Source organism: Pseudoalteromonas sp. SMS1 (assembly GCF_021530565.1).
In the GTDB taxonomy this organism is placed as follows: Bacteria; Pseudomonadota; Gammaproteobacteria; order Enterobacterales; family Alteromonadaceae; genus Pseudoalteromonas.
The window spans coordinates 85,788-98,283 of record NZ_JAKGBI010000018.1; the positions used below are offsets into that span (position 1 = coordinate 85,788).

At 43.9% G+C, this 12,496-nt stretch carries 11 protein-coding genes; 8 read left to right on the forward strand and 3 right to left on the reverse strand.

Annotated elements, in window-relative coordinates; genetic code table 11:
- Positions 1-65: 65 nt before the first annotated feature.
- The 3 genes from dapD to map form a co-directional block, all read right to left on the reverse strand.
- Entirely contained in the window at positions 66-893 is an 828-nt protein-coding gene (gene dapD, locus L1286_RS18205; protein ID WP_235408458.1) for a 2,3,4,5-tetrahydropyridine-2,6-dicarboxylate N-succinyltransferase, read from the reverse strand.
- Positions 894-903: 10 nt separating this feature from the next.
- Positions 904-3,522 carry a [protein-PII] uridylyltransferase gene (gene glnD, locus L1286_RS18210; RefSeq protein ID WP_235408459.1) on the reverse strand — a complete coding sequence of 873 codons (2,619 nt, stop codon included), beginning with the start codon at positions 3,520-3,522 and terminating at the stop codon, positions 904-906.
- A gap of 181 nt (positions 3,523-3,703) precedes the next feature.
- On the reverse strand, positions 3,704-4,492 hold the full coding sequence (map, locus tag L1286_RS18215; RefSeq protein ID WP_235408460.1) for a type I methionyl aminopeptidase: 789 nt from the start codon (positions 4,490-4,492) through the stop codon (positions 3,704-3,706).
- A gap of 290 nt (positions 4,493-4,782) precedes the next feature.
- Between map and rpsB the strand changes: the two genes are divergently transcribed.
- The 8 genes from rpsB (at position 4,783) to rseP (ending at position 12,461) form a co-directional block, all read left to right on the forward strand.
- A complete protein-coding gene (gene rpsB, locus L1286_RS18220) occupies positions 4,783-5,511 on the forward strand; it encodes a 30S ribosomal protein S2 (RefSeq protein ID WP_211010464.1) in 729 nt (242 codons plus the stop codon).
- A 106-nt stretch (positions 5,512-5,617) separates the two neighbouring features.
- Positions 5,618-6,469, forward strand: coding sequence for a translation elongation factor Ts (gene tsf / locus L1286_RS18225; protein WP_235408461.1), 852 nt, complete (start codon positions 5,618-5,620; stop codon positions 6,467-6,469).
- Between the two features lie 141 nt (positions 6,470-6,610).
- Entirely contained in the window at positions 6,611-7,351 is a 741-nt protein-coding gene (pyrH, locus tag L1286_RS18230; RefSeq protein ID WP_063370658.1) for a UMP kinase, read from the forward strand.
- 105 nt (positions 7,352-7,456) lie between these two features.
- Positions 7,457-8,014 (forward strand): ribosome recycling factor, encoded by a 558-nt coding sequence (gene frr / locus L1286_RS18235; RefSeq protein ID WP_063370657.1) that lies wholly within the window; start codon positions 7,457-7,459, stop codon positions 8,012-8,014.
- Between the two features lie 228 nt (positions 8,015-8,242).
- A complete protein-coding gene (locus L1286_RS18240; RefSeq protein WP_235408462.1) occupies positions 8,243-9,016 on the forward strand; it encodes an isoprenyl transferase in 774 nt (257 codons plus the stop codon).
- Between the two features lie 11 nt (positions 9,017-9,027).
- Positions 9,028-9,894 carry a phosphatidate cytidylyltransferase gene (locus L1286_RS18245; RefSeq protein ID WP_235408463.1) on the forward strand — a complete coding sequence of 289 codons (867 nt, stop codon included), beginning with the start codon at positions 9,028-9,030 and terminating at the stop codon, positions 9,892-9,894.
- A complete protein-coding gene (gene ispC / locus L1286_RS18250; RefSeq protein WP_235408464.1) occupies positions 9,891-11,096 on the forward strand; it encodes a 1-deoxy-D-xylulose-5-phosphate reductoisomerase in 1,206 nt (401 codons plus the stop codon). Before L1286_RS18245 ends, ispC begins: the two co-directional genes overlap by 4 nt.
- Positions 11,097-11,099: 3 nt before the next feature.
- A complete protein-coding gene (rseP, locus tag L1286_RS18255; protein WP_235408465.1) occupies positions 11,100-12,461 on the forward strand; it encodes a sigma E protease regulator RseP in 1,362 nt (453 codons plus the stop codon).
- Positions 12,462-12,496 lie beyond the last annotated feature (35 nt).

The window sequence follows — 12,496 nt, forward strand, 5'->3', positions numbered from 1 at the left end:
CTGAAAAGTCAGTAAGAAGATAAAAACCGTACACCGAAGTGCGGTGTACGGTAAAAGAACAGAATTTAGTCCTGAACAGAGCGAAGCAGGGCGTTGACACCTACTTTTTCGCGAGTTTGCTTGTCGACCTTTTTAACAATGATTGCGGCATATAAACTATGCGTTCCATCTTTGCTTGGTAGGGAGCCTGGCACAACAACTGAACCAGCAGGCACACGACCGTAGTGGATTTCACCCGTTTCTCTATCGTAAATACGTGTACTTTGAGAAATGTATACGCCCATTGAAATGACCGCACCTTCTTCAACGATAACGCCTTCAACGATCTCAGAGCGAGCACCGATAAAGCAGTTATCTTCAATGATAGTAGGATTTGCTTGTAATGGTTCTAATACACCACCGATGCCTACACCACCAGATAGGTGGACGTTTTTCCCAATCTGTGCACATGAGCCAACCGTCGCCCAAGTATCAACCATGGTGCCTTCGTCAACGTAAGCACCAATATTGACATATGACGGCATGAGTACAACATTTTTACCTACAAAGCTGCCTTGGCGTGCTACCGCATTAGGAACAACGCGCATACCACCTTGTTGAAATTGCTCTGGCGTATAGTCACTGAATTTCAGTGGCACTTTGTCGTAAAACTGGTTTACGCCATCGCTCATTGGCTGGTTGTCACGGATTCTAAACGATAACAATACCGCTTTTTTTAGCCATTGGTGAACAACCCACTCTCCACTGATTTTTTCAGCAACACGTGCAGCACCAGAATCTAAAAGCGCTAAAGAGTCGATAATCGCTTTTTTAATTTCAGGGGCAACGCTTGAAGGTGTGATGTTGTCACGGTTATCCCATGCTTGTTCAATAATACTTTTTAAATCCGACATAGTATCCTCGTTATTCAGATTCGGCGTTTAATTTTTTCATAAGAGAGAGATGCAGATCACTCTTTTCATCTTCACTCAATGCTTGATATTGTTCATTTGAAACGACAAAGAAATCTTCTGCTCGTTCACCTACCGTAGTGATCCTTGCGGCATGAATATGTAAGTTTTTAAGCTGTAATACTTCCGCAATTTTGGTTAATAAACCCTGAATGTCAACGGCTTGTATCTCGAGTAAATTGCGGTCTTCCCGAGCATGTGGGCGCAAAATGACTTTAGGTTTGATATTAAAATCTTTAAACCGATGTGAGCGATTCTTTTTCAGTCGTATTTTCTTCTTTGGATCGGCCAGTATACTTTCTAAGCCTCGGCGAATATTTTTGGCTCTACTGCCACTGATTGCATCGCCATTCACTTCTAATATGACAAAACTAAAAACCACATATCCATCTTTAGTTGTCATTACTTGGGCATGTTGAATTTGTGCTTTTTTAGTGCCGATCACTGACACTAACTTAGCAAATAAGCTGGCTTCGTAAGGTGCGTAGACAAAGACTTGAGTACCCCCATGCATCGGCTTTTCCGATACTGCAACCCCTGAGCAGCTTTGGTCATTCCTAGATAGTAAGAACTCACTGTGCCAAGAGATTTGCTGCTCACTGAACCCAGTAAAATAGTTTGCTTTGAACCGTGACCAAAGCAGCGTGATGCGATCTTCTTCGTATCCGGCATCTAAAAGTCGTTGAATAGCTTGGGCTTTTTTATCCCGGATCTGATCTCGCATATCCATCGGGTTTTCCAAACCGAGTCTTAGCGCACGCTGGGCATGCAAGTAGAGCTCTCTGAGCAAGGTATTTTTCCAATCGTTCCACAGATTGTCATTTGTTGCACGAATGTCAGCAACGGTTAGACAGTATAAGTAATCCAATTGGCGCTCATTTTTTACTTTAGAAGCAAACTCATTTATCACGTCAGGATCGTTGATATCTTTGCGCTGTGCGGTTACCGACATTAACAGGTGATGCTCAACTAACCACGCAACCAGTTTACCGTCAGAAGGTGTCAGTTTATGCATACTCGCAAACGCAGTGGCATCGACAGCACCGAGCTCTGAGTGGTCGCCACCTCGCCCTTTGGCAATATCATGGAAGATACCTGCTAAATATAGTAGCTCAGGTTTATCCATACGCGTCATGATTTCAGAACAAATCGGGAATTCTTTATTGTACTGTTTATCGCGATATTTATGGATGTTATTAATCAACTTATGGGTGTGCTCATCCACGGTATAAGCATGAAATAAGTCAAATTGCATTTGCCCGAAAATACTACGCCACTGGGGTAAGTAGGCAGCAATTAAGCCGTGTTTATGCATGAGCGTGAACGCTCTACCCATGCCATTGGGGTGTTTCAGCAAACGCATAAATGCGTCTCGACATGCTGCATAATCTTGTAGATCCCCCAATAAACGGCGCCGTACCTGCCTTACTGAGCGTATAGTATTGGGATCAATGTCTGTAATATCTGGATTATCAGCGATGTGCTCAAACAACACTAATAAGTTCTCGCGCAAGAAAAACGCAGAAGGGTTTTTCACGCGGATTTTATGACCAATGCGCTCAAAATGCGTATCTAGAGGCACCACAGTCAGGGCATCTTGGTCAGGTAAAATACTTTGCTCAAAATAGGCTAAGAGCATTTGGTTCATTTCTCGCACACGGCTCATGATACGAAACAGGCGTTTCATCATGCGCTCAACAGAAGGCTTACCTTCTGACCCAAACCCTAATAACTCTGCGGCATGCGGTTGATAGTCAAAAAGCAGACGGTTTTCCGGACGGCCAGCGGCGAGGTGCAATGCGAAACGAATATTCCACAAGTTCTCGAGGCACTCCATGAGTTCTTGATATTCCTCATGGGTTAAGTAGCCATGACCAATAAGCTCTTCGAGGGTTTCGGCGTGAAAATGCTTTTTGGCAACCCAAAAAATCGTTTGCAAGTCGCGTAAGCCACCTGGATTTTCTTTAATATTGGGTTCTAAGTTGTAAGCCGTACCATGGCATTTTTTACGCCTAACTCGTTGTTCATTCACTTTGGCAATAAAAAAGTCATCGGAGCGCCAGATTGGGGTTTTGACGATATGACTTTTAAGGCGTTCAAATTCGACTAGATTGCCACAGATTAAACGGCTTTCAAGCAAGCTCGTTGTAAAGTGAACATCTTGGCGCTTTTGCTCTAGTACTTGTTCATGAGTACGGACACTATGGCCTATATCGAGATTTAAGTCCCACAACAGTGTGACAAATACCTCTAGTCTTTGCCTTAATTCATCGTTGGGTTCGCCATCCGTCAGCAACAAAAAATCGACGTCAGAAAAGGGGTGTAACTCGCCTCTGCCATAGCCACCAATACCAATTAAGGCCAATTGCTCAAAATCTGACAAGCCGGTTTGAACGAACAGTTTTTGAAGCAGGGTATCAATGAAATCTGAGCGGGCATTGATGAGCAGTCTTACGGGTTGTTTGGAGAATTGGTTGTTCAGCCATTTGTAAAAATAGCTCATACAACCCTTGTAATCACAAAGTTGCTCGGCTTCTTCTAGCAACAATTTTACTTTGTTCGGTAACGCCACGGGATATCCTTGGGTGCTTATTATCGTTAAGTATTTTTTGTCGCTGCAAGCATATCAGGCCGTGTTTTACGGCCTGTGCTTTGAAAATATTTGCAACGTTGTCCGCAGCGGGGAACCCACAGCGGTCTGGGTGGTCGACATGTTACTTACTATCTGAAAAGCAAGCACATCATAGTTGCAATTATGCGTGCTCAATGACTTTTTCGATGGTGTCATCTTTACGATGAGTGAGTATTTCGACGCCATTGTCAGTTACGAGTAACGTATGCTCCCACTGAGCTGATAGACTACGGTCTTTAGTGACAACAGTCCAGTTATCTTTTAGCAGTTTACACTGGCGTTTGCCCGCGTTCACCATTGGCTCGATGGTTAAACACATACCAGCTTTTAAGACTTCGCCTGTACCAGGTTTACCGTAGTGCATGACTTGTGGCTCTTCATGGAATTCAGCACCAATCCCGTGGCCACAGTATTCACGAACGATCGAGTAATTGAAGCCCTCCGCAAATTTTTGAATCGCGGCGCCAATGTCACCTAACTTAACACCTGGTTTAACCATTTTTATTGCCAAGTACAATGATTCTTGCGTAATTTCGCTCAAGCGTTTGCCTTGGATGCTCGGCTGACCTACGTAGAACATTTTTGAGGTATCGCCGTGGTAACCATCTTTGATGACCGTGACATCGATGTTGACGATATCGCCTTCTTTGAGTGGTTTCTCGTTAGGGATACCATGGCAGATTACGTGGTTAACTGAGGTACAAATTGACTTTGGAAAACCGTGATAATTTAATGGTGCTGGGATGCAACCTTGTACATCCACAATGTAATCATGACAAATTGTATTTAATTCGTCTGTGGTAACCCCAGGCTTCACATAAGGTTCAATCATTTCTAATACTTCAGCCGCTAACCTACCGGCAACACGCATTTTTTCGATTTCATCAGGGGTTTTAATCACTGCACTCATTGAGACTCCAAGTCATAATTTCTAGTAGCAATAACGAGCAAATTTTGCTCTCGTCATTGAGTTAATTTAATTTATATGGTATAAAGCGCGCCGTCTTTTTACAAATAAATCTTCTCTAACAGATGTTGAGGTTGTTTGTACTTAAGGCAAGCAAATTTAAATTTTAACACACACACATATCGACACATACACTTGGGTGCATGTTTGTATCGGTCAAAGATACGTAATTAGCATGTTGGTGATATGGGATATGTGGAGGCCTAACCCTAATTAAATAGAGGAAAATACAAATGGCAAACGTTTCAATGCGCGATATGCTTCAAGCTGGTGTTCACTTTGGTCACCAGGCTCGTTACTGGAACCCTAAGATGAAGCCGTTCATCTTCGGTGCTCGTAACCGCGTTCATATCATCAACCTAGAAAAGACAGTTCCACTTTTCAACGATGCACTTAAGTTTTTATCAAACGTTGCATCTAACAAAGGTAAAATCCTTTTCGTAGGTACTAAGCGCGCAGCTGGTGAAGCAGTTAAAGAAGCAGCTATCTCAAGTGAGCAGTTCTACGTAAATCACCGTTGGTTAGGTGGTATGTTGACTAACTGGAAAACAGTTCGTCAATCAATCAAGCGTCTTAAAGACCTTGAGACTCAAAGCCAAGACGGTACTTTCGAGAAGCTTACAAAGAAAGAAGCGCTAATGAAGACGCGTGAAATGGAAAAGCTTGAGAAGAGCCTTGGTGGTATCAAAGATATGGGCGGTCTACCTGACGCTATCTTCGTAATTGATGCTGACCACGAGCACATTGCTATCCGTGAAGCTAACAATCTAGGTATTCCAGTAGTATCAGTTGTTGATACTAACTCAAACCCAGACGGTGTTGACTTCATCATCCCAGGTAACGACGATGCGATCCGTGCAATCCAGCTTTACACTAACGCTGTTGCAACTGCTATCACAGAAGGTCGTGAAAGCAACATCGTTGCTCAAGCAGAAAACGACGATTTCGTAGAAGCTGAGTAATTAGCTGTCATCAAGTCTTCATCAATTTAATGGTGAAGACTTGATATTCTTTACAAGCGGAAATTCGCTTACCTAAAAAACCGAATTCAGAATTGAGGATATTCTAATGGCTGTAACTGCTGCCCTAGTTAAAGAACTTCGCGAGCGCACTGGCGCTGGCATGATGGATTGTAAAAAAGCACTAACTGAAACTAACGGTGACATCGATCTAGCGATCGAGAACATGCGTAAGAGTGGTGCTGCGAAAGCTGCTAAGAAAGCGGGTAACATCGCTGCAGAAGGTACAATCCTTATCAAGCAAGGTGAAGGTTTTGCTGCACTTCTTGAAGTTAACTGTCAAACTGACTTCGTTGCAAAAGACGAAAACTTCCTAGGTTTTGCTAACACTGTTCTTGACGACGCTGTAGCTACTAAAGCATCAATTGCTGACCTTCAAGCTAAGTTTGAAGAGACTCGTGTTGCTCTAGTTGCTAAGATCGGTGAAAACATCAACGTACGTCGCGTTGAGTACATCGATGGCGACAAGCTTTCTGCATACCGTCACGGCGACCGTATCGGTGTTGTTGTAACTGGTGATGCTGACGAAGAAACACTTAAGCACGTTGCAATGCACGTTGCTGCTTCTAAGCCTGACTTCCTAAAGCCAGAAGACGTACCTGCTGACGTTGTTGAAAAAGAAAAAGCGGTTCAAGTTGAAATCGCTATGAACGAAGGCAAGCCTGCTGAAATCGCAGAAAAAATGGTTATTGGCCGTATGAAGAAGTTCACTGGTGAGATCTCTCTTACTGGTCAAGCTTTCATCATGGAGCCTAAGAAGTCTGTTGGTGAGTACCTTAAAGAGAAAGGCGCTACTGTTTCTTCATTCATTCGCCTAGAAGTTGGTGAAGGTATCGAGAAGAAAGAAGAAGACTTCGCTGCTGAAGTTGCTGCACAGATTGCTGCTGCAAAAGGCGAATAATCGCAATAGAATAATCTTATTGACATAAAAGTAGTGATTTGCTTTTGCGTCAATGCAGAAAATTCTCTAAAATAACCGCGCATTTATGTCTATCATAAGCGCGGTTATTTTTTGTCTCAATTTTAACTTGGCCCGGAAATTATGACTATCAATCGAAAACCTGTTTTTAGACGCGTTCTTCTTAAATTAAGCGGTGAAGCTTTAATGGGAGATGAAGGCTTTGGTATCGATCCAAAAGTATTGGATCGTATGGCGCAAGAAATCAAAGAACTTGTAGAACTCGACGTAGAAGTGGGTTTGGTGATCGGCGGCGGTAACTTCTTACGCGGCGGCTCTTTAGCTGAAGCGGGTATGAACCGTGTAGTGGGTGATCACATGGGCATGCTAGCAACGGTAATGAATGGTTTAGCAATGCGTGACGCGCTACATAGAGCGTTTGTAAACGCACGTTTGATGTCAGCTATTCCACTAAATGGTGTGTGTGATGCTTACAACTGGGCAGAGGCAATCAGCTTGTTAAAATCAGGCCGTGTTGTTATCTTTTCTGCAGGTACTGGTAACCCGTTCTTTACGACTGATTCTGCGGCATGTTTACGCGGTATCGAAATTGAAGCGGACACCGTGATCAAAGCAACTAAAGTTGATGGTGTATACAGTGATGACCCGGTTAAAAACCCAGAGGCAACATTGTACAGTCAGTTAACGCATGATGAAATTATCGACAAAGAACTTAAAGTGATGGACTTAGCTGCTTTCACATTGGCGCGTGACCACAATATGCCACTAAGTGTATTCAATATGAATAAGCCTGGTGCGTTGAAACGCGTTATCATGGGCGAAGACGAAGGCACTTTGATCACATCGAAAAAAGTAGCGGAATAAAGCAATTTCAGATGGTGCGTGTCGGCACCATTTGTTTAGAACAAACTCAGATCAATCTGTTTGAAGATGTAGATTGGTTAGAACAGTAAAAATAGGATTGCAACTGTGATTAATGATATCCAAAAAGACGCTCAAGAGCGCATGAAAAAAAGTGTGGCAGCACTTGCTAGCCAACTATCTAAAATCCGAACTGGTCGTGCACACCCAGCTTTGTTAGATGGTATTTCAGTATCTTACTATGGCGCTGACACACCATTAAACCAAGTTGCTAACGTAACTGTTGAAGACTCGCGTACATTGGCTATCAGTGTATTTGATAAGTCGCTTGCTCAAGCTGTTGAAAAAGCGATCATGGCGTCTGATTTAGGTTTAAACCCGATGTCTGCGGGTACCGTGATTCGTGTTCCACTTCCGCCACTAACAGAAGAGCGTCGTAAGGACCTTATCAAGATCGTTCGTGGTGAAGTAGAAGGCGGTCGTGTTGCGGTACGTAACATTCGTCGTGACGCGAATGGCGACATCAAATCACTGCTAAAAGACAAAGAAATTTCAGAAGATGAAGCGCGTCAAGCAGAAGATGAGATCCAGAAAATCACTGACACGCATATCAAAGAAATGGATACGCAACTTAGCGCAAAAGAAGCCGAGTTGATGGAAATCTAAAACGACCTTGAGTTGTATAAAAAAGCCGCTTTTGAGCGGCTTTTTGTTGTTTTACTAGCTTGCTTTTGAACACGATAATGGACTTGTAGCCGGCTGATTTTAATTTGGGCTAGCATGTACTTATATTCACTACGATTGTGCTTGCTAATTGAACAAAAAGAATTTTATTAGGTTTGCAGCGTTGTCTGCGCTATACTAGGCGGCGTTTTTTTTATTTAAAATAGTACTATGGTTTTAAACGCTGACGCGATTTCTCAACAATCACTACCCAAGCATATTGCAATCATTATGGATGGCAATGGGCGCTGGGCACAGGCACGTAAGCGACCGAGAGCTTACGGGCATAAAAAAGGTGTAGACTCTGTTCGCAGCGCGGTACAGTTTTGTACAAAATTAGGCATTGAGTCTTTGACACTGTTTGCATTTAGCAGTGAAAACTGGCGCAGACCTGAAGATGAAGTTAGTACCTTAATGGAGTTATTCCTCTTTGTATTAAGTAAAGAGGTTAAAAAATTACATAAAAATAATGTAAAACTAAAAATCATTGGTGACATATCAAAGTTTCCGGCGGGTCTACAAGATAAAGTACATGATGCACACGCATTGACCTCTGAAAATACAGGACTAACCTTGAACATAGCCGCGAACTATGGTGGAAGATGGGATATCGTTAGTGCTGCGCAATCTCTTGCAACTCAGGTGCAACAAGGTGAATTGTCAATCGCAGATATCACCGAAGACGCTTTATCAGCTAATCTGACCATGGCGGAACAAAGCCCATTAGATTTGTTGATCCGTACTGGTGGTGATTATCGCATCAGTAACTTTTTACTGTGGCAAGCTGCTTATGCAGAACTGTATTTTACAGAAACGCTATGGCCTGATTTCAATGAGGAAGCTTTCTCAGAAGCGATTGCTTGCTATATTTCTAGAGAAAGGCGCTTCGGTTGCACGGGCGAACAAATACAACAACTACTCGCCGAGAGCAAATCAACAAGTTAAAGGTATAAAATTTGTTAAAACAACGTATTATGACGTCGGTGGTACTTGCACCGCTGGCGCTACTATTAGTATTTTATACGCCACTACAGCTATTTAGTCTTATTGCCGGTGCAATTGTACTATTGGGAGCTTGGGAGTGGGCTTCTTTGATGGGACTTAAAACGAGCGCGCACCGAGCCGTGTATGTTTCTATCACAGCCACATTAATCGCGTTGCTTCACGTACACTGGCCAATTGAGAGCTTGTGGCAATCTGGTAAATTGGTTGCCGATGCAAATTACTTGTTTACACTCGCTGCCGCATGGTGGATAGTCGCCACTTTACTGGTGATCAGATACCCCAAAATGGCGCGTGCTTGGAGTCAAGGGGTTGTTATGCCCGCCGTAGCAGGCTTTCTAACACTTGTTCCTCTCTGGTTAGCGTTAAACGTGCTAAGAAGCGCAGAGTATAATTCATCGGAGCAATTTGGCTCTGTCCTGATTATGGTCGTTCTGGGGATTGTTTGGAGTGCCGACATTGGCGCATATTTTGCCGGTAAAAATCTTGGTAAAAGAAAGCTGATGCCTAATGTCAGTCCGAACAAAACGATTGAAGGCTTAATCGGCGGTTTACTGACTTCGGTCGTGTTCGTATTGATTTTCTGTTATTGCTCCGACATCGATTACAAGCATTGGTTATTATATGGCGCCTTGACGCTGGTCATCGCATTGTTTTCAGCGATTGGCGATTTGTTAGAGAGTATGTTTAAGCGAGAAGCTGGATTAAAAGACTCTGGCAGTTGCTTACCCGGGCATGGTGGTATATTAGATCGTATTGATAGTTTAACCGCAGCAGCCCCATTGTTTGCTCTACTCTACGCTTGGACGGTAACGCTATGAGTGCCAAGTCTCATAGACTAGAGCAGGTCGTTATACTGGGGGCCAGTGGGTCCATTGGCACTTCTACTTTAGATGTTATCGCGCGAAATAAAGCTCGCTATGGTGTTTTTGCGCTCGTAGCTGGCTCTAACGTCGAGGTGATCCTCAAACAAGCGCGTGAACATCAACCTAAATACATTGTGATGCAAAATGAGCATGCCGCGGCATCCTTGCGCGTGCAGCTCAGCGGTACACCCATTAAGGTGTTGAGTGGCACTGAAGCAATGTGTGAATTGGCGGCGCATAGCGAAGTAGACATCGTGATGTCAGCCATCGTCGGCGCTGCGGGATTACTCCCCACTCTGGCTGCTGTCGAAGCCGGCAAAAAGGTGCTCCTAGCGAACAAAGAGTCCTTGGTAATGTCTGGTCAGTTATTCATGGACAAAGTAAAGCGCCATGGTGCAACACTGTTACCCATAGACAGTGAGCACAATGCGATCTTTCAGTGCATGCCAGGCGACATACAACGTGGCACACAGTCCGATTTTAACGCTGTAGGCATTCGAAAAATTCTTCTAACGGGATCCGGTGGGCCATTTTTAACGCGCGATGTAAACACGCTTGAACAGGTTACTGTGGAAGAGGCTGTCGCGCATCCTAATTGGTCAATGGGACGAAAAATTTCAGTTGACTCTGCAACGATGATGAACAAAGGCCTTGAATTTATTGAGGCTAAATGGTTATTTGCGTGTCAAGCAGATGATATTGAAGTGGTGATCCACCCTCAGAGTATGATCCACTCAATGGTACAGTACCAAGATGGTTCTGTAATCGCGCAGATGGGACAGCCTGACATGCGTACACCCATCGCATATGGTCTCGCTTATCCTGAGCGAATTGATGCAGGGGTTAAGCCGTTGGATTTTTCAGATATGCGTGATTTCACATTCACACATCCTGACTATTCGCGTTATCCAAACTTAAAGCTTGCAATTGATGCCTGTCGCCATGGACAAGCCGCTACAACCGCGCTCAATGCGGCCAATGAAGTCTCAGTCGCTGCGTTTCTAGACAAGCGTATTAACTTTATGGATATTTTCAGAGTCAATGAGCAAGTCCTTGAGCGTAGCACGTTAAACGATTTAAAATCATTGGATGAAATTTTGGATATGGATAGTCAAGCTCGTCGGCTTGCAGGACAGATAATTGCGAAGCAGGGGTAGGTAATGTTCGATTTTTTCTGGAACCTTGGCTCATTTATTGTCGCATTGAGCATTCTAGTTGCTGTGCATGAATATGGACACTTTTGGGTTGCCAGAAAAGCGGGCGTAAAAGTACTTAGATTCTCTATCGGTTTTGGTAAACCGATCTTCAAATGGTATGACAAAATGGGAACCGAATATGCGATATCGGTGATCCCATTGGGCGGCTATGTCAGGATGTTGGACTCCCGTGTCGATGATGTAGACGAGAAGAGCTTCGATAGTACCCTCGATAATAAGTCCGTGTTCGCCCGTATGGCTGTATCAGCAGCAGGCCCAGCTGCAAATTTTTTATTTGCGATTGTTGCACTTGCGATTATGTATTCTGTTGGGGTCCAAAACGTCAAGCCCGTTGTTGGTACGGTCACTGAGTCCTCTATTGCGCAACGTGCTGGTATTATGCCAGGTGATACCATCAAACGTATAGGCAGTGAAACCGTCAATTCTTGGCAAGAAGTAAACTTTGCAGTGATGTCAGGGCTTGGGGAGCAACAGCTCGATATTAAGGTGATTGACACGAAGGGGCAGATTGCAATTCGCACACTGGATGTCAGCAAATGGAAGTTAGATCAAAAAGACGTTGCGCCTTTGGCATCGATAGGCATAAACCCCTATCGACCTGATATCACAACTGAGTTGGCTCTCATCGCCGAGGGTTCAGCAGCGGAGCGTGCACAGTTGAAAGCACAAGATGTGATCGTTGCTTTCAATCAACAAACTGTCACAAGTTGGACGCACTTTGTGAGCCTGGTTCAACAAGCTGCGAATCAACCTAGTATTTTAACCGTCTTAAGAAATGGCGAAGAAATCGTCCTGAATGTTACACCGGATGGGAAGGCACTGTCTGACGGTCAGGTGATTGGCTATTTGGGAGTTGTACCAAAGCAGAAAAGTTGGCCTGAAGGCTACATTGAGACTAGACAGTACGGTGTATTCGATAGTATCGTGCTTGGCGTTCAGAAAACCTATGCGTTGACAGCGCTCAGCTTCGATATGATCGGTAACTTACTCACCGGTCAAGTTTCTGTTCAAAATATCAGTGGGCCAGTTGGTATTGCGGTTGGCGCTGGAGACAGTGTCAGTTATGGGTTAGTTGCCTTTTTAAGCTTTTTGGCACTAATTAGTGTTAATTTAGGCGTTTTTAATCTTTTGCCACTTCCAATGTTGGATGGTGGGCATTTGATGTATCACTTAATTGAACTAATTCGAAAAAAACCGGTCTCTGAAAAGACACAAGAGTTAGGTTATATGCTAGGAGCGATGATGCTGTTAGCCCTGACTTGTTTTGCACTGTTTAATGACGTATCGAGGCTCTGGGCTCTGTAATAGGGCGGTAGCGCACGTGGCGTATAGTACGCCGT

Excerpts from the sequence above, each read along its gene's own strand:
- L1286_RS18240 (WP_235408462.1), top strand. The coding sequence starts at position 8,243 with ATGGTTTTAAACGCTGACGCGATTTCTCAACAATCACTACCCAAGCAT.
- rpsB (WP_211010464.1), top strand. The coding sequence starts at position 4,783 with ATGGCAAACGTTTCAATGCGCGATATGCTTCAAGCTGGTGTTCACTTT.
- rseP (WP_235408465.1), top strand. The coding sequence starts at position 11,100 with ATGTTCGATTTTTTCTGGAACCTTGGCTCATTTATTGTCGCATTGAGC.
- map (WP_235408460.1), bottom strand. The coding sequence starts at position 4,492 with ATGAGTGCAGTGATTAAAACCCCTGATGAAATCGAAAAAATGCGTGTT.
- tsf (WP_235408461.1), top strand. The coding sequence starts at position 5,618 with ATGGCTGTAACTGCTGCCCTAGTTAAAGAACTTCGCGAGCGCACTGGC.
- pyrH (WP_063370658.1), top strand. The coding sequence starts at position 6,611 with ATGACTATCAATCGAAAACCTGTTTTTAGACGCGTTCTTCTTAAATTA.
- ispC (WP_235408464.1), top strand. The coding sequence starts at position 9,891 with ATGAGTGCCAAGTCTCATAGACTAGAGCAGGTCGTTATACTGGGGGCC.
- dapD (WP_235408458.1), bottom strand. The coding sequence starts at position 893 with ATGTCGGATTTAAAAAGTATTATTGAACAAGCATGGGATAACCGTGAC.